The sequence below is a fragment of the Ruegeria sp. CI5 genome, assembly GCF_056536885.1.
The window spans coordinates 764,615-780,295 of record NZ_JBQFQN010000001.1; the positions used below are offsets into that span (position 1 = coordinate 764,615).

17 protein-coding genes are annotated in these 15,681 nt (G+C 61.1%); 2 read left to right on the forward strand and 15 right to left on the reverse strand.

All coding sequences use genetic code 11. The features are described 5' to 3' along the window. Positions 1-287: 287 nt before the first annotated feature. The 6 genes from ACR0BA_RS03855 to purC form a co-directional block, all read right to left on the reverse strand. Complete coding sequence (locus tag ACR0BA_RS03855) at positions 288-1,622, reverse strand: sigma-54-dependent transcriptional regulator (protein ID WP_093961984.1); 1,335 nt, start codon at positions 1,620-1,622, stop codon at positions 288-290. Between the two features lie 13 nt (positions 1,623-1,635). After that, positions 1,636-3,408: a sensor histidine kinase gene (locus ACR0BA_RS03860; protein ID WP_093961983.1), complete on the reverse strand. Its 1,773-nt coding sequence runs from the start codon at positions 3,406-3,408 to the stop codon at positions 1,636-1,638. A 36-nt stretch (positions 3,409-3,444) separates the two neighbouring features. Continuing rightward, the gene (purQ, locus tag ACR0BA_RS03865; protein WP_170339318.1) at positions 3,445-4,113 is read right to left on the reverse strand and encodes a phosphoribosylformylglycinamidine synthase subunit PurQ; all 669 of its coding nucleotides are present in this window, start codon (positions 4,111-4,113) and stop codon (positions 3,445-3,447) included. Between the two features lie 34 nt (positions 4,114-4,147). After that, on the reverse strand, positions 4,148-4,378 hold the full coding sequence (purS, locus tag ACR0BA_RS03870; protein WP_093961981.1) for a phosphoribosylformylglycinamidine synthase subunit PurS: 231 nt from the start codon (positions 4,376-4,378) through the stop codon (positions 4,148-4,150). A gap of 129 nt (positions 4,379-4,507) precedes the next feature. After that, positions 4,508-5,176 carry a MarC family protein gene (locus tag ACR0BA_RS03875; RefSeq protein WP_480726517.1) on the reverse strand — a complete coding sequence of 223 codons (669 nt, stop codon included), beginning with the start codon at positions 5,174-5,176 and terminating at the stop codon, positions 4,508-4,510. 147 nt (positions 5,177-5,323) lie between these two features. Further along, positions 5,324-6,079, reverse strand: coding sequence for a phosphoribosylaminoimidazolesuccinocarboxamide synthase (gene purC, locus ACR0BA_RS03880; RefSeq protein WP_170338739.1), 756 nt, complete (start codon positions 6,077-6,079; stop codon positions 5,324-5,326). A 188-nt stretch (positions 6,080-6,267) separates the two neighbouring features. On the opposite strand from purC, the gene ACR0BA_RS03885 reads away from it, so the two are divergent. Together ACR0BA_RS03885 and bmt are read left to right on the forward strand one after the other, a co-directional pair. Further along, positions 6,268-6,585, forward strand: a complete 318-nt coding sequence (locus ACR0BA_RS03885; RefSeq protein WP_170403268.1) for a DUF1476 domain-containing protein — start codon at positions 6,268-6,270, stop codon at positions 6,583-6,585. Positions 6,586-6,703: 118 nt separating this feature from the next. Beyond that, complete coding sequence (gene bmt, locus ACR0BA_RS03890) at positions 6,704-7,717, forward strand: betaine--homocysteine S-methyltransferase (protein WP_480726518.1); 1,014 nt, start codon at positions 6,704-6,706, stop codon at positions 7,715-7,717. A gap of 3 nt (positions 7,718-7,720) precedes the next feature. On the opposite strand, the gene ACR0BA_RS03895 is transcribed toward bmt, so the two are convergent. The 9 genes from ACR0BA_RS03895 to ACR0BA_RS03935 form a co-directional block, all read right to left on the reverse strand. Further along, positions 7,721-8,497: an enoyl-CoA hydratase-related protein gene (locus tag ACR0BA_RS03895; protein WP_093961976.1), complete on the reverse strand. Its 777-nt coding sequence runs from the start codon at positions 8,495-8,497 to the stop codon at positions 7,721-7,723. 71 nt (positions 8,498-8,568) lie between these two features. Beyond that, positions 8,569-9,024: a cytochrome c-type biogenesis protein gene (locus ACR0BA_RS03900; protein ID WP_222456616.1), complete on the reverse strand. Its 456-nt coding sequence runs from the start codon at positions 9,022-9,024 to the stop codon at positions 8,569-8,571. Further along, positions 9,021-10,985 carry a heme lyase CcmF/NrfE family subunit gene (locus ACR0BA_RS03905; protein ID WP_170368527.1) on the reverse strand — a complete coding sequence of 655 codons (1,965 nt, stop codon included), beginning with the start codon at positions 10,983-10,985 and terminating at the stop codon, positions 9,021-9,023. Before ACR0BA_RS03905 ends, ACR0BA_RS03900 begins: the two co-directional genes overlap by 4 nt. Positions 10,986-11,060: 75 nt before the next feature. Further along, positions 11,061-11,639, reverse strand: coding sequence for a holin family protein (locus tag ACR0BA_RS03910; protein WP_480726519.1), 579 nt, complete (start codon positions 11,637-11,639; stop codon positions 11,061-11,063). Next, the gene (locus ACR0BA_RS03915; protein ID WP_480726521.1) at positions 11,630-12,241 is read right to left on the reverse strand and encodes a holin-associated N-acetylmuramidase; all 612 of its coding nucleotides are present in this window, start codon (positions 12,239-12,241) and stop codon (positions 11,630-11,632) included. Before ACR0BA_RS03915 ends, ACR0BA_RS03910 begins: the two co-directional genes overlap by 10 nt. A gap of 138 nt (positions 12,242-12,379) precedes the next feature. Beyond that, on the reverse strand, positions 12,380-12,826 hold the full coding sequence (gene ccmE / locus ACR0BA_RS03920; protein WP_170338751.1) for a cytochrome c maturation protein CcmE: 447 nt from the start codon (positions 12,824-12,826) through the stop codon (positions 12,380-12,382). Positions 12,827-12,833: 7 nt separating this feature from the next. Next, positions 12,834-13,862 (reverse strand): N-acetyl-gamma-glutamyl-phosphate reductase, encoded by a 1,029-nt coding sequence (argC, locus tag ACR0BA_RS03925; protein ID WP_480726523.1) that lies wholly within the window; start codon positions 13,860-13,862, stop codon positions 12,834-12,836. A gap of 93 nt (positions 13,863-13,955) precedes the next feature. Beyond that, the gene (locus tag ACR0BA_RS03930) at positions 13,956-14,765 is read right to left on the reverse strand and encodes a glutamate racemase (protein ID WP_480726525.1); all 810 of its coding nucleotides are present in this window, start codon (positions 14,763-14,765) and stop codon (positions 13,956-13,958) included. 8 nt (positions 14,766-14,773) lie between these two features. Beyond that, a complete protein-coding gene (locus tag ACR0BA_RS03935) occupies positions 14,774-15,652 on the reverse strand; it encodes a lysophospholipid acyltransferase family protein (protein WP_480726527.1) in 879 nt (292 codons plus the stop codon). Between the last annotated feature and the right edge of the window lie 29 nt (positions 15,653-15,681).

Consider the following 15,681-nt stretch of genomic DNA (forward strand, 5'->3'; position numbering starts at 1 on the left):
GAAATTCGGGCTCAGGTACTCTACTGCCCCGGAATGGGGCACAATCGGTCTGCTTGGCCGGGCGGGAAAGGTCACCACCTGCAGCAAAGCAGCGAAACTCAATGATTCGGGACATTCAGGCACAAAAATGCGCCCGACCCGTCCCGGTACAATAAAAGCAGTCCTGTGGAAAACACAATGGGCAAACTGCAAAGGAGCCCGATCTACGGACAGGTCGGGCTTCCTCCGGCTTCAAATTTCCCGGGTGTACTTTGGCCAAAAGGCCAAAAAGGGACTGGCCCCCTCGCCTACAGATAGTCCGCCCGTTGCAACCCGTACTTGGCCATTTTTTCATTCAAAGTCCGGCGCGGCAGGCAAAGTTCCTCCATCACCGAGGCGATGGACCCCTTGTGGCGCCGCATGGTGTTGTCGATCAGCATCCGTTCGAACGCCTCAACGTATTCCTTCAGCGGCTTGCCCTCGGTGGTCATCACCGGCTGCATCTCTTCGTGATCGGACATCAACAGCGACGCGATGGTGCCCGAGCCGCGCCGCGACTGCAGAACCGCGCGTTCGGCGATGTTGATCAACTGGCGCACATTGCCCGGCCATGGGGCCTGCAGCAGCTGCGCGGCCTCCTGGGCGCTGACTTGCGGTGCCTCACAGCCATATTCCTCGGCAAACTGCTCGCTCAGCCGGGTGAACAGGGTCAGGATATCCTCGCCGCGCTGCCGCAGCGGCGGCATGGTGATCCGCAGCGCCGCCAGACGATAGAACAGATCGGGCCGCAGCACGTCCTCGCTGGTCTTGCCCGCTTCCTGCAGGTTTGAGATCGCAACGATCCGGGTCTCGGCCGGCGTTCCCTGCTCGTTCATCACGCTCAGCAACCGCGCCTGCAGCGTGTCGCTCAGCGCCTCGATATCCTCCAGCACCAGAGTGCCGCCGCGGGCTTCCTCGATTGCGGGCAGTTGCGTGTCCTCGGGCATCATCGGGCCGAACAGCCGCTTGGCCAGCGCCTCTTCTTCCAGCGCGGCACACGAGACCAGAACGAATTTCTTGCCCGCCCGGCTGCCCACTGCATGCAAGGCGTGCGCCACCAGGGTCTTGCCGGTGCCGGTTTCGCCGTCGATCAGCACATGCCCGTCGGCCTGGCCCAGGTCGAGAATATCTTCACGCAGGCGCTCCATCACCGGGCTGGCGCCGATCAGCTTGTTCATGATCTGCGTGCCGCCCGACAGCTCGCGCCGCAGGGCGCGGTTGTCCAGCGTCAGACGCCGAGCGTTGCTGGCGCGTTTGGCCAGTTCCGACATCCGGTCGGGGTTGAACGGCTTTTCCAGAAAGTCGAACGCCCCCACCCGCATCGCCTCGACCGCCATCGGCACGTCGCCGTGACCGGTAATCATGATCACCGGCAAGGTGCTGTCGGCGCCCATCAGCTTTTTCAAAAGCTGAATACCATCCATGCCGGGCATCTTGATGTCCGAGATCACGATCCCCGGGTAATCCGGCCCCAGAACCTTGAGCGCATCCTCGGCGCTGGCGAAGGTTTCGGTGTCATAGCCGGACAGCGCCAACCATTGGCTGATCGACTGGCGCATGTCCTGTTCATCATCCACGATGGCAATTTTCATGGCCTGTGCCATAGGTACGTCCTCGTTATTCTGCGGCCTCAAGGCCGTCATGTCCCAAAATGGGCAGTTGCATCTCGAATACCGCGCCGCCGTTCTGGCCGTTGCGCGCAGTCAGCCGTCCGCCATGGTCGTTCACGATCCCGGACGAGATGGCAAGACCCAAGCCGACCCCATCTCCGGGCCGCTTGGTGGTGTAGAACGGCTCGAACAGGTTCTCGATATCCTCGATCCCGTGGCCATTGTCGCGCACCGCCAGCACGGCGGTCTCGCCTGCGGCCAGAATGATCTCGACCTCTGGCTCTGCAACAGATTTGGTGGCGTCGAGCGCGTTTCGCAACAGGTTGACCATAACCTGTTCGATCCTCATCCGATCTCCCATCACGATCACCGGCTCTTCGGGAAGAATCTGGGTGATCTTGACCTGCCTCTGGCGCAGCTGCGGTTCCATCATTGACAGGGATGAGGCCAACGCCTCCCCAAGATTTACGGGTGAAAACGCGTCCGCGCCCTTACGGGCATAAGACTTGAGCTGCCGCGTGATCGCGCCCATCCGCTCGATCAGACCGTCGATCCGACCAAAGCTGGCCAGCGCCTCTTCGGGGCGGTTTCGGCGCAGCAACAGCCGCGCGCCCGCCAGATAGGTCTTCATCGCCGCCAACGGCTGGTTCAACTCGTGACTGACGGCCGCCGACATCTCGCCCAGGGCTGCCAACTTCGAGCTTTGCGCCAGCGTCTGTTCCGCCACTTCCAGCGTCTTTTCAACCCGTTCGCGTTCGGCGATTTCGCGCTGCAGCCTTGCGTTCAATGCGCGAAGCTCCGCCGACTCGCGTTGGAACAGCGCCATGCGGAACGTGGCCCTGCGGCTCAGTGCATAGAAGGTCAGCGCCAGGAGAATCGCAAACCCCATGATCTCGAGCGCCAGCACGCTGTTCACCTTTTCGCGGATCGAGGAATAGGTCGTGAACGAGGTCATCTTCCAGCCGCGGAACGGGATGCGGGTCTCCATCCGCATCACGGCCTCGCCCGCAACATAGGCGTCCGGTGGCAAGGCCGTCCAATCGGTAGTCGCCCGAATTGCGCGCTGAATGGCACCCTGCGGATGCTGCCGCAACAACGCCTCTGTCTCGTTCAGGCCGCGCCACTGGGGTTCGGTGGACAGAATGATCGTTCCGGTGCTGTCAGTCACCATGACCGCGTCCGAGATCCCGGCCCATGCGTTCTCGAACTTGCGCAGATCAACCTCGACCACGATCACGCCCAGAATTTCCGACCCGGCCTCGATCCTGCGGGAATAGAGAAAGCCATAACTGCCGGTCTCGCGCGCAATCTCCGAAAAGATCGTTGCGTTCGACCTGACGGCATTCACGAAATACGGGTCACTTCGATGGGACTCGCCCAGTCGATTGCGGTCTGTTGCGGCAACGACCCGACCATCCCGATCCAGCAGCATCAGCGACGCGGCCCCGATTTCCTCAACAAAGGACAAAAGCCGCTGCGTCGACAGGGAAAAATCGGCTGACTGCAAGGCCGAGATCAAGGTCGGGTCCCGGGCCAGCAATTGCGGAACGATCGCATTTCGGCGCAATTCGCTCAGCAAGTTGCCGGAATAAAGGGCCAGACGCAGTTCAGCCCTGTTACGGGTCGATTCCGTGAACCGATTTGTCAGCAGGCTGTTGGTGACCCAGACCGTTGCCGCAGCAGCAACCAGCAACACGAACACGGCCAGCCGCAGGCGCCACCCCAAAGGGGCACCGCGGCCAAATAGATTTGTCCAGCCTGATTGCGCGTCGGAACTCATGCTCCGAAGCTACGCTTCCGCGCCCACGACCTCAAGTCACGCAGGTGTAAGCACACCCGACAATGCGCGGAAGAGCGCCACTCCGTCGGTGCCGCCATGCGCCTCGTCCGCCGCCCGCTCGGGGTGGGGCATCATGCCCAGCACGCGCCGGTTGTGCGACAAGATCCCGGCAATATCCCCGCGCGAGCCGTTGGGGTTGTCGGTATAGCTGAAGGCGATCCGATCCTCGTCCCGCAGGCGGGCAATGGTTTCGTCATCAGCGAAGTAGTTGCCATCGTGATGCGCGATCGGAATCTGAATCACGTCTCCGGCGTTGTAGCCCTGAGTAAAGGCGCTGTCGCTGGTCGCAACCTTCAGCCCGACGGTTCGACAGATGTATTTCAAGCCGGCATTGCGCAGCAGCGCGCCCGGCAGAATGCCGGTCTCGGTCAGGATCTGGAACCCGTTGCAGATGCCGATGGCATAGCCGCCCCGTTCGGTGTGCTCGACCACCGCCTTGCAGATCGGAGACTGCGCAGCAATCGCACCGCAGCGCAGGTAATCGCCGTAGGAAAACCCGCCCGGCACGCCCACGATGTCCACGCCCTGCGGCAGTTGGGCATCCTTGTGCCAGACCATGTCGACCTGAAAACCGGCCTGCTCAAAGGCGACGGCAAGATCCCGGTCACAGTTGGACCCCGGAAAAACGACAACCGCTGCGCGCATGGGAAACCCTCCTTGGGGATGACGGTCAGAGAACTCAGACCAGTTCGATCTCGTAACGCTCGATGACCGTGTTGGCCAACAGTTTCTCGCACATTTCGGCCACATCGGCCTCGGTCGCGCCATCGGCCAGTTCCAGGTCAATCACCTTGCCCTGCCGCACGCCCTGCACCTTGTCGAACCCCAGTGCGCCCAATGCGTGGCGCACAGCCTCGCCTTGAGGGTCCAGAACCCCGTTCTTGAGCATTACGTGCACCCGTGCCTTCATCGTCGCAACTCCACCTGTGGCCCGCCGCGCCGGGGCCTGTTCCGTTGCGCGGGGGATAGCGCGACTGACCGCGCAGAACAAGCCTTTGTGATGCGGTCGAATGACCGCAGGCGCTTCATCTTGAGGAATTCAATTGCCCGCGCTGCCCGTCAGGCCGGGATAATGTGCATCAACCGCGTTGAAGATGCCGGTCAGAACCATCTCGACGGCCACGGCAACCAGCAGGATCGCCATGATCCGGGTCAGCACATTGATCATCGTCTCACCCACAAGACGCGAGATGCTGTCAGCAAACAACAGGCCGAGCCCGACGATGAAACAGGCGATCAGGATCGCCGAGCCAAGGGTCACAAGTTCGGCCCCATCCGACAGTTGATGCGAGAACACGATCGTCACGGCAATTGTCCCCGGGCCGATTGTCAACGGGATCGCCAGCGGAACAACGGCAAAGTTCAATTTGCGCGCGTGACCATCGACCATCGCAGCCTGATCGCCCGGCGCCCGGTCCTGCGCGTTCAGCATCGACATGCCGATGCCAAAGATAATCAGCCCGCCAGCCACGCGAAACGATGGAACGTCGATCCCGAAGACAGCCAACACCTCTTCGCCGATTGCAACTGAGATCAGCGCGATCACCGTCACCGAGGCCATCACGATCATGGCTACCCTGCGCCGTTCGGCAGGTGTGCAGTCGCGCGTCATGCTCAGGAAGATCGGGATGTTGTAGAGCGGGTTGAATATGGCCAGCACGGCCGCCAGAAATTTCAGGAAAACCGCTTGATCGAACAACGCGCTCATTCAGTGTGCCACCTTGGTTAGCGGACCGAGTTGGTCGGTCAACCCGAAGATGCGTGACGGGGGCCTGACCTGTCAAACCCGCAATGAAAAATGCGCCGCTCCGAATAGGAGCAGCGCATCCTTGTTAGGCCCTGCCAGTCGGCGCGATCAGTTGATCAGGGTGGGCTTGCTCACGTTGCTTTTCGGCAGAACGCCCAGGCGGCGGGCGACCTCGGAATAGGCATCGGTCAAGCTGCCCAGATCGCGACGGAATACGTCCTTGTCCAGTTTCTGACCGGTCTCGATATCCCACAGTCGGCAGCTGTCCGGGCTGATCTCATCAGCGATGATCAGGCGCTGGAAGTCACCTTCGTAGACGCGCCCGATCTCGATCTTGAAGTCGACCAGACGAATACCCACGGCCAGCATCACGCCGCTCATGAAGTCGTTCACCCGCAGCGCCAGGCTGAGGACGTCGTCCATATCCTGCTGGCTGGCCCAGCCAAAGGCGGCGATGTGCTCTTCGGTCACAAGCGGATCACCCAGCGAGTCGTCCTTGTAGCAGTATTCCACGATCGGACGCGGCAGCTGCGTACCCTCAGCGATGCCCAGCCGTTTCGACAGCGACCCGGCGGCATAGTTGCGGACGATCACCTCCAGCGGGATGATCTCGCAGCTGCGGACCAGCTGTTCGCGCATGTTCAGGCGGCGGATGAAATGGGTCGGCACGCCAATCTGATTCAGACCCGTCATGAAGAATTCGCTCAGGCGGTTGTTCAGAACACCCTTGCCGTCGATCACGTCTTTCTTTTCCGCGTTGAACGCGGTGGCGTCATCTTTGAAATACTGCACGATCGTGCCCGGTTCCGGGCCTTCGTACAGGATCTTGGCCTTGCCTTCGTAAATCTTCTTGCGACGCGCCATGTGCGACCTTTCCAGGCTGGGGCGAGGGAATGAGTCCCATCGCGTTGGCGCTCTCATAGTGCAAGCCCCCCTTTCCCGCAAGTTCATGCATCCGAGAGGCTTTGACGCAGCGCAAATACCTTGCACCCAGCATCGCGTATGGTCATATCATCAGGAAACACACTTTTACTTGAAGAGGCCCAAAACCCATGACCACGTTCGACGAACGCGAAAACGCCTTTGAAGCAAAATTCGCCCATGACGAAGAAATGCAGTTCAAGGCACAAGCCCGTTGCAACAAGTTGCTGGGCCTGTGGGCTGCGGAAAAAATGGGCAAAAGCGGCGACGAGGCCGCCGAGTATGCAAAATCCGTCGTGATCGCCGATTTCGAAGAGGCCGGCCACGAAGACGTGGTGCGCAAAGTCGCCGCCGATCTGGGCGATCTGTCCAGCCCCGAGGAAATCCGCGCCAAGATGGCGGAACTGCTGCCAGTGGCCAAAGCTCAGGTGATGAGCGAAGCCAACTGAGGCATGCCGCCCACCTCATGATCTTCATGAGTATTATGAATTTGATTTGACGTCCCGGTCATGCGACACGGGGCGTCTAAATTTTTGGCCCTTGGGGCCACAACTCCGGACATCTCCAATGACCAACGCGCTGACCAGACTGCTGGAAACGAAGGACGCCATTCTTGCCGACGGCGCCACCGGAACGAACCTGTTCAACATGGGGCTGCAATCAGGTGACGCGCCCGAGCTGTGGAACACCGACCAGCCCGACAAGATCCGCGCCCTGTATCGGGGGTCGGTGGATGCGGGCAGTGACCTGTTCCTGACCAATACATTCGGGGGAACGGCTGCACGTCTGAAACTGCACGACGCCCATACCCGCGTGGCCGAACTGAACCGCATCGGCGCCGAACTGGCGCGCGAGGTGGCGGATGCCGCCGGACGCCCGGTGGTGGTTGCAGGATCGGTCGGCCCGACCGGGGAAATCCTGGAACCAGTGGGCAGCCTGACCCATGCTGAGGCGGTCGAGATGTTCCACGAACAGGCCGAGGCGCTGAAAGAAGGAGGCGTCGACGTGCTGTGGGTAGAAACGATCAGCGCGCCCGAGGAATTCCGCGCCGCGGCTGAGGCCTTTGCCCTGGCCGAGATGCCTTGGTGCGGTACCATGAGTTTTGACACCGCCGGGCGCACCATGATGGGCGTGACCTCGGCCGACCTGGCGCAGCTTGTCGAAACCCTGCCCAACCCACCGATCGCCTTTGGCGCCAACTGCGGCACTGGCGCGTCTGACATCCTGCGCACGGTTCTGGGTTTTGTGGCTCAGGGAACCGAACGCCCCCTGATCTCCAAGGGCAATGCGGGCATTCCGAAATATGTCGATGGCCACATCCACTATGACGGCACACCCGAACTGATGGGCCGTTACGCCGCTATGGCGCGGGATTCAGGTGCGACCATTATTGGTGGTTGCTGCGGAACGATGCCAGCGCACCTGCGTGAGATGCGCAAGGCACTGGACACTGAACCCCGTGGCGCCCGTCCGTCGCTCGAGCAAATCACTGGAGTCCTTGGGCCTTTCTCGTCGGCCAGTGACGGAACCGGGGACGAGGCGATGCCCGAACGGCGCGCGCGTCGCCGCCGCCGGGCCTGAGGATCAGCGCCCCTCGAACCGGGGGGCGCGTTTTTCCAGAAATGCCACCACGCCTTCGGCGAAGTCACGGGTGCGCCCACATTCTCCCTGCAGGTGCGCCTCGGTCGCCAGTTGTTGCGGCAAGGTGTTTTCGTAGGTGCCTCTCATCGCCTTTTTGATCGCGGCAAAGCCTGCAGTCGGCCCTTTGGCCAGGTATTCGGCGCGCTTGCGCCAATGCGCGGCGAATTCATCGTCGGCAACCGCCTCGTAGATCATGCCCCATTGGTCGGCTTGACGCGCAGAAATCTTGTCGGCGAACAAGGCCGCACCCATGGCTTTGGCCAGACCCATTTGGCGCGGCATGAACCACGTCCCGCCGGCGTCCGGCAAAAGACCGATCCGGGCAAAGGCTTGCAGGAAATAGGCGCTTTCGGTCGCAATAACCACATCGGCACACAGGGCCAGGTTGGCCCCTGCCCCCGCCGCGGGACCGTTCACCGCCGCGATCGTCGGCACCGGACAATCATGAACGGCTTCCAGCATCGGTTCATATTCATCGCGCAGCGCGCGTTCCAGATCGATCTTGCCGGTGCTGGACGCATCGCCCAGATCCTGGCCGGAGCAAAACGCCGGACCCGCGCCCGTCAGGACGATTGCGCGCGCGTCATGAGCGGCTTTTTTCATCGCATGGGTAATCTCGGCGCGCATTTTTGTCGTAAGCGCGTTCATCTTGTCCGGCCGGTTCAGCGTGACCACAGCCAAACCGTCCGTGATGTCCAAAAGCACCGTTTCGTATTCCATGAAGTCCTCACATGCGCAGAATTTCCCGAACCCTGACGCAAATGCCGCGCAAGGGAAAGGCAAACCGCACGTCAGTCTTCAAGAATCCGGCGCAGGCGCTCTTTCTCGTCGTCGCTCAAACCGTCTACGGCGGAGGTCTCGTCAACCCGCGCACGACCGCGCAAGAAGTTCCACCCCAGACCCGCGGCAATCAACAGCATGGCCGGCCCTGCCAGCCACAACAGAAGGTTCGCCCCCGTGGTCGTGGGTTTGAGCAGCACGTATTCCCCGTAGCGGTCGACGATATAGGCAACCGCTTCTTCATCGGTGTCGCCCGCGACCAGCCGCTCGCGCAGCAAAATTCGCAGGTCACGGGCCAGTTCCGCGTTGCTTTCGTCGATGCTTTCGTTTCGACAGACCAGACAACGCAGGCCCGTACTGATGTCCCGCGCTCGGGCTTCGAGCGCGGGATCGTCCAGGACTTCATCCGGCTGGACCGCCATCAGCGGCGATGCCAGCAACAACAGCAAAACGATCAGACGTTTCATTCTGCTGGCACCCCGCCTGCCGGAGCCTTGCGCGCGCCTGCGGCCACCCGGAAGCGGCGGTCGGACAAGCTGAACAATCCGCCAAGAGCCATCAGAATGCAGCCTCCCCAAATCCAATTCGCAAGAGGTTTTATGTAAGTACGCATGACCCAGCCGCCATCGTCCTGCTGGTCCCCGATGACCACGTAGACATCACGCAGAAAACGGTAGTCAATCGCGGCCTCGGTCGTGGGCATGGCGGCCACCGGATAGGTCCGTTTTTCCGGGTTCAGCGTAGCAATCTCTCGACCATCTTTTTGAACCTGCACATCGGCCATGGTGGAGAAATAGTTCGGTCCCTCAACTTCGCGCACGCCGTCCAAAGTGAACGAGAAACCGCCCACGTCGAAGGTTTCCCCGATACGCGCAACACGGATGTCCTCGACCTCCCAGGCGGTCAAGCCGGCAATCGCAAAGATCGTGACCCCCAGACCGGTATGGGCGATCGCCTTGCCCCAATCCGCACCCGGCAGACGCATCAGACGCCGGAAGCCGCCGGTGCGGCCTGTACGGCTCCACAGATCGACCGCGGCGCCGAAGGTGATCCATGCGCCAAGGAACAAACCAACCGGCCCGAGCGCGCTGCGGCCCGTCTGCAGCACCCAAACCAGTACGGCCAGCGAAACGGCCAGAACAAACGCATAGCGCAGTTGCCATGCGACGCGGCCCAGCCTGCCGCGCTTCCACGGCAGCATCGAGCCCAGCGGCAATGCGATGCCCAGCACCACCATGAACGGCGTAAAGGCCGCATTGAAGAACGGTGCCCCGACCGAGAGCTTTCGGTCGAACATCATCTCGGCAACCATCGGCCACAGGGTCCCGAAGAACACGACAAAACTGCTGACAGCCAGCAGGATATTGTTCAGCACCAATGCGCTTTCACGGCTGACCATTCCGAACAGCCCCTTGGCCTCCATCGCCTGCGCCCTGGCGGCGAACAGGATCAGCGCTCCGCCGATGAACGCCACCAGAATGAACAGGATGAACACACCACGCTCAGGATCGTTTGCGAAGGCGTGAACCGACGTCAGAAGGCCCGAGCGCACGATGAAGGTGCCGATCAGAGAAAAGCCAAACGCAATGATCGCCAACAGAATGGTCCAGCTTTTCAAGGCTTCGCGCTTTTCGACCACGATGGCCGAGTGCAACAGGGCGGCGGCCAGGAGCCACGGCATGAAAGACGCGTTTTCCACAGGATCCCAGAACCAGAACCCGCCCCAACCCAGTTCGTAATAGGCCCACCAGGATCCCAACGCGATGCCGATGGTCAGGAATATCCACGCTGCCAGGGTCCACGGTCGAACCCAACGACCCCACGCCGCGTCCACCCGCCCCTCGATCAGGGCAGCGACGGCAAAGCTGAATGCCATGCTCAGGCCCACATATCCAAGGTACAGAAACGGCGGATGGAAAGCCAAACCGGGATCCTGCAGCAAGGGGTTTAGATCGCGGCCGTCAAACGGCGCCACGGGAAGCCTGTCAAACGGGTTCGACGTAAACAGGATGAAGGCGTAGAACGCCACCCCGATTGCGGCCTGCATCGCCAAGACACGGGCCTTGAGCGTGGGTGGCAAACCCTGGCCGAAAAGCGCGGCCGTTGCGCCAAAAAGCGCCACGATCAGCACCCACAACAGCATCGAGCCTTCGTGGTTTCCCCAGGTTCCGCTGATCTTATACAGCATCGGCTTCAGGGAGTGGCTGTTTTCCACCACGATACGCAGCGAGAAATCCGAGGTCGCAAAGGCCCACACCAGCGCAGCGAAGGCAAATCCTGTCAGAAGACATTGAGCAATAGCCGCGGGCTCCGAGAACAGCATCCATGACGGCCAGCGTTTTGCGGCGCCGATCAATGGCACAACTGTCTGAACTATGGCCACCATGAAGGCCAGGATGAGGGCGAAATGTCCAAGCTCGGTAATCATGGGCTCGGGTATAATCCCGCGCCCGGGCAAGCGCCAATCACTTTCGCCGCAATCAGGCGCACATAGTGTCGCGGGTCAGGCGCGCTGCAGACGCCGCCAGTCCTCAAGCGCCGGGTTGTGATCGGGGATGATCACCTGGGCCGTCAGTTCCGAATCCGGCCCCGGATCAGCAGCCCCCGGACTGTCCGCTCGCATCTCGTGAAGAGCTTGCAAGTTGGCCATGACCTGTGGCGCCCGCATCATCGTAACTGAGATATCACGCTGAAGGTCCTGAACCTTCGCTTGGTGCCGCGCTCCGAAATAGAACGACACGATGACGCCCAGTAGCCACCACAGCGGCTCGGGCACAAGCGCAATTCCCTGCATCCGCGCCGCGAACCACAGTGGATCGACCATCGCGGCTACGAACAGACCCAATGTCCCCAGCGCCAATGCGGGCCTTGGCAACCGGTTCAAACCGTCCATGAAACGGTCAAACCCGCCTTTGCGGGGAACCGCGAATTCCGCGCCGAACTGGTTCATCGCCTGTCCGCGCAGCGCAACAGCGCGTTCCGCACCGGCCTCCGCGTTCTCGCGGAACACCTCCGCAGTTTCGCGCACCACGTTGCGCCCACCGCCGAACAGAAGGTCGAAAATACCTGCGATCAGTCCCATGCGGCTATCCTTTGCTGAAACTCGGCCATGCTCAGGTGATAGGGCGGAGATAGAAACTGCTCGGCTCGGCGGATCCACCCCCCTTTCACACCGTTGCGGCTGCGCACGTATTTGCGCAAGGCTGGACGTCGGTCAGCAAGCCGGAAATAGTAGTTCCTTCGTGCCACCCCATACGCGTCGCGCAACACCACCGGATCGGGTTTTGCGGCCTGATCGCACGCCCCAGCCGTTCGCGGCCCCAAAACGCCATCCACGGCGAGCGAAAATCCCATCTGCACCAAAAGACGCTGCAGGATGCGCACCGCCTGTCCGCCCGCATTCACGTACATATCGAACAGCGTCGGCTGCAGCACGTGGGGCACCCGTGCGAGACCGGGCTTTTGAAAGTAATGCGTGATGAAAATCGCGACGGCCTGATCCCGGCCAAGCGCCATCACGTCGCGGCGATCGACAGTGCCGTCACGCGTCAGGTCAAGGCCCAACCGTCGCATCGTGTGGATTGTGACACCGTATTTCGTGGCCCCTCCGGGGTCGTCCGGATCATCGACGAAACCGCCCTCGCGGGCTATGATCTCGTTGGCAATCTGTTGAACCGACTGCATGCTGCACCTCTGTGTTCCTATGCGGCCCACGGTCCGGTGAAATCCTTAAATCCATGAAACGAAGAAGGGCGCTGCTCGACCAGATCGCGCAACGCCCTTGAACACTCATTCAGGCAACCTACCGAAGGCTGTCCTGTCTCAACTGTCTGCCGGCTCTTCGTAGACGCCCTGCTCCTTCAAGGCATCGATGACCTCTTTCGGCATATAGGTCTCGTCGTGTTTTGCCAGAATTTCAGTGGCTTGGAACACGCCATCAACGTAGCTTCCGGTGCCGACCATCCCCTGACCCTCGGAAAACAGATCAGGCAAGACACCGGTGAAGGCCACCTTCACACTCTCACCCCCGTCGGTGACGGTGAACCGTACGGTTTCACCCTGCCCTCGTACGATCGAGCCTTCTTCGACCAAGCCACCGATGCGGAACACCTCGTTCGGCGCCGGCGGTTCGGCGATTACCTGGCTGGGCGAGCGGAAATAGTTGATCCCGTCTCGCATGGCATAACCGATCAAGCCCGTCGCCAGGGCCAAAGCCACAAAAGCCAACAGAATGATCTGTACACGACGACGTTTCTTCAGCGTCTTCATCTCGCCCTCATGGGAACAGTGGGGCCATCATAAGCCCCGTCGTTTCGGGTTCACCTAACATCAGGTTTGCGTTCTGCAAGGCCTGCCCACTGCTACCTTTTGTCAGGTTGTCCAGCGCCGCGATCACGATGGCACGCCGTTCGATCCTGTCAGCAACGACGCCGATGTGGCAGAAGTTCGATCCGCGCACATGGTGGGTCGAAGGTGTGTCGCCAAAGGGCAGCATCTGAATAAAAGGCTCGTCTAAATAGGCTGCACACAGCGTTTCATAAACGCTCTGCGGATCACCCTTCACATACGAGGTCGCCAGAATGCCCCGGTTCGCGGGGATCAGGTGCGGCGTAAACTGGATGTGAACCGCGCGGCCCGCCAGTTCCGAGAACTCCTGATCGAACTCGCCCAGATGCCGGTGGGTACCGCCGACGGCATAGGCGTTGGTGCCCTCGCTCAGTTCGGCGTGCAGAAGGTTCTCTTTCAGCGCGCGCCCCGCCCCTGAGACGGCGCATTTCAGATCAAGAATGATGTCATCCAGGTCGATAACACTGGCCGCGATCAACGGCCGCAGCACATACTGCCCCGTGGCAGCATTGCACCCGGTGCCAGCCACCAGCCGCGCAGCGCGGATGTCCTCACGGTAAAACTCGGTCAGTCCGTAGACAGCCTCATCCTGATGCGTGAGTGCGGCATGCGGATTGCCGTACCATTTCTCGTATTCATCAGGGTCGGCCAGTCGGAAATCCGCTGACAAATCAACGATTTTGAGGTCGGAGGGCAAATCCCGGATGACCTCCTGGCTGGTCTTGTGCGGCAGCGCGCAAAAGCACAGGTCGATCTGTCCAAAGTCAATCTGCTCAATCTTGCACAGACGCGGCAAATCCAGATGGCGCAGATGCGGAAACACCTCGGCCATGGTCTGCCCGGCCTTGCGCTCGGCCGCCAGGGCGGTGATTTCCATGTTCGGGTGCTCGGCGATCAGCCGTACCAGTTCGGCACCGGTATAGCCCGAAGCGCCCAGGATTGCGATTTTGTGGGTCATGTCAGACCTCGTAGATTTATGTGACACGTCTGGCACCCGCCGACATGACAGGTACCGAATAAATTCATGACAGGGGCCGGTCCTTGACCTAAGTCAGGCGGCCTTGAAGGTGATCTGTCGTCGGAGAAATTGCGTTGCCCGGTCACTGACCTTCTGCGGATTGCCTGTGGTCAGGTAACCCGCCTCACCCCCGCCCAGCATATCCGGATGCCGCTGGAGATAATCCGCAAGGCTTTCGGCCACTAGGTCGCCTTGGCTGAACACTTGCACGTCCGGTCCCAACGCTGCCTGAAAGGCTTCGGCCATCAAGGGGTAATGGGTGCAGCCCAAGATCGCAGCCTGCGGTTGCGGCATCTTGCGCTTCAACGCGTCCACATGGCTCCGCACAAGGGCTTCGGCCAGGATCATGTCACCGTCCTCGATGGCATCGACCACGCCACCGCAGGCCTGCGCCTCAACATCGACGCCGATGGCGCGGAACGCCAGTTCACGCTGAAACGCGCGGCTTGCCACGGTTGCCGGCGTGGCAAACAGAGCCACATGTTTGACCGCCACTTCGCGCGGGGGGCTGTTGTCGCCCCACTGGCGCTCGGTCAGCGCCTCGATCAGCGGCACGAACACACCCAGAACGCGCTTGCCCTGGGGCACGCCCTCTTCCTGCATCCGGCGCAGCGCCGCGGCGCTGGCCGTGTTGCAGGCCAGAATCACCAGATCGCAGCCGCGCGACCACAGGTCCTGCACCGCGTTTCGGGTCAGGTTGAAGATATCCTCGGCGTCGCGCACGCCATACGGCGCGTGCGCGCTGTCCGCGTAATACAGGAAATCCACCTCCGGCAGACGTGTCTGCGCGGAGTTCAGGACGGTCAGCCCGCCCAATCCGGAATCAAAGATGCCTACTGCCATTTGCCCCTTCAGGCGCGATGCCGTTCCTCGAATTCATAGCCATAGTCATACGACTTCAGCGGCTTCGGAGACAGCTCATACGTGGCTTTGCGCAAGAAATCCATCATCTTGCGCGTATCGCCGGCCAATGGGTCCAGAACGTCGCGACCGATGGGCTGCCCCACGACCACATCCACTGGGGTATCGACACGCTTTTTGAACTCTTTGATCAGCAAACCCATGCGCAGCGTCACATGCAGATGGCTGGCGATCTGGAACAGGCGTGAGGTGTGCCCATCAAAGAACAAAGGCACCACGGCGGCATTTGACTTGGCTACCATCCGCGCGGTGAAACCGCGCCAGCCCGGGTCCATCGGGTGCGCGAATGGCCGGGCCGCCGTGCTGACCGTGCCACCGGGAAAAATCCCGATTGCCCCACCCTGACCTAGATAATCCAGGGCGGTTTTTCGGGTCTGCAGGTTCAGCCGCATCGCCTCTTTCGTCTGATCGAAAGAGATCGGCAGGATGATCCGGTTCAGATCCTCAGCCTTGTGGAATACATGGTTGGCCAGAATCCGGAAATCTCCGCGGGTCTGGGACAGTACATGCCCCATCATCAGCCCATCAAGAATCCCGTAGGGGTGGTTGGCGATCAGGATCAGCGGGCCGTCCTTGGGGATGTTTGACAGCGCCCCACCAACCACGTTCAGGCTCAGCCCGTAACGTTCGACCATGACCGACCAGAAATCGCGGCCATTGGCGACCTCGCGCTCGTAGCCATCCGCGCGCCGGATCAGACGCAGCCGACCGGTCGTGTTCTCCATCAGTTTGATGACCATGCGCCCACCCCGCGTTTCTGCAGAATGGGCGTAGGAAATGTCCTGAGCGACTTGGCGACGTGATTTCATCACGGGTCTCCGGCGTGGCCGTCATTGGA

Excerpts from the sequence above, each read along its gene's own strand:
- ACR0BA_RS03855 (WP_093961984.1), bottom strand. The coding sequence starts at position 1,622 with ATGGCACAGGCCATGAAAATTGCCATCGTGGATGATGAACAGGACATG.
- ACR0BA_RS03860 (WP_093961983.1), bottom strand. The coding sequence starts at position 3,408 with ATGAGTTCCGACGCGCAATCAGGCTGGACAAATCTATTTGGCCGCGGT.
- purQ (WP_170339318.1), bottom strand. The coding sequence starts at position 4,113 with ATGCGCGCAGCGGTTGTCGTTTTTCCGGGGTCCAACTGTGACCGGGAT.
- purS (WP_093961981.1), bottom strand. The coding sequence starts at position 4,378 with ATGAAGGCACGGGTGCACGTAATGCTCAAGAACGGGGTTCTGGACCCT.
- ACR0BA_RS03875 (WP_480726517.1), bottom strand. The coding sequence starts at position 5,176 with ATGAGCGCGTTGTTCGATCAAGCGGTTTTCCTGAAATTTCTGGCGGCC.
- purC (WP_170338739.1), bottom strand. The coding sequence starts at position 6,079 with ATGGCGCGTCGCAAGAAGATTTACGAAGGCAAGGCCAAGATCCTGTAC.
- ACR0BA_RS03885 (WP_170403268.1), top strand. The coding sequence starts at position 6,268 with ATGACCACGTTCGACGAACGCGAAAACGCCTTTGAAGCAAAATTCGCC.
- bmt (WP_480726518.1), top strand. The coding sequence starts at position 6,704 with ATGACCAACGCGCTGACCAGACTGCTGGAAACGAAGGACGCCATTCTT.
- ACR0BA_RS03895 (WP_093961976.1), bottom strand. The coding sequence starts at position 8,497 with ATGGAATACGAAACGGTGCTTTTGGACATCACGGACGGTTTGGCTGTG.
- ACR0BA_RS03900 (WP_222456616.1), bottom strand. The coding sequence starts at position 9,024 with ATGAAACGTCTGATCGTTTTGCTGTTGTTGCTGGCATCGCCGCTGATG.
- ACR0BA_RS03905 (WP_170368527.1), bottom strand. The coding sequence starts at position 10,985 with ATGATTACCGAGCTTGGACATTTCGCCCTCATCCTGGCCTTCATGGTG.
- ACR0BA_RS03910 (WP_480726519.1), bottom strand. The coding sequence starts at position 11,639 with ATGGGACTGATCGCAGGTATTTTCGACCTTCTGTTCGGCGGTGGGCGC.
- ACR0BA_RS03915 (WP_480726521.1), bottom strand. The coding sequence starts at position 12,241 with ATGCAGTCGGTTCAACAGATTGCCAACGAGATCATAGCCCGCGAGGGC.
- ccmE (WP_170338751.1), bottom strand. The coding sequence starts at position 12,826 with ATGAAGACGCTGAAGAAACGTCGTCGTGTACAGATCATTCTGTTGGCT.
- argC (WP_480726523.1), bottom strand. The coding sequence starts at position 13,862 with ATGACCCACAAAATCGCAATCCTGGGCGCTTCGGGCTATACCGGTGCC.
- ACR0BA_RS03930 (WP_480726525.1), bottom strand. The coding sequence starts at position 14,765 with ATGGCAGTAGGCATCTTTGATTCCGGATTGGGCGGGCTGACCGTCCTG.
- ACR0BA_RS03935 (WP_480726527.1), bottom strand. The coding sequence starts at position 15,652 with ATGAAATCACGTCGCCAAGTCGCTCAGGACATTTCCTACGCCCATTCT.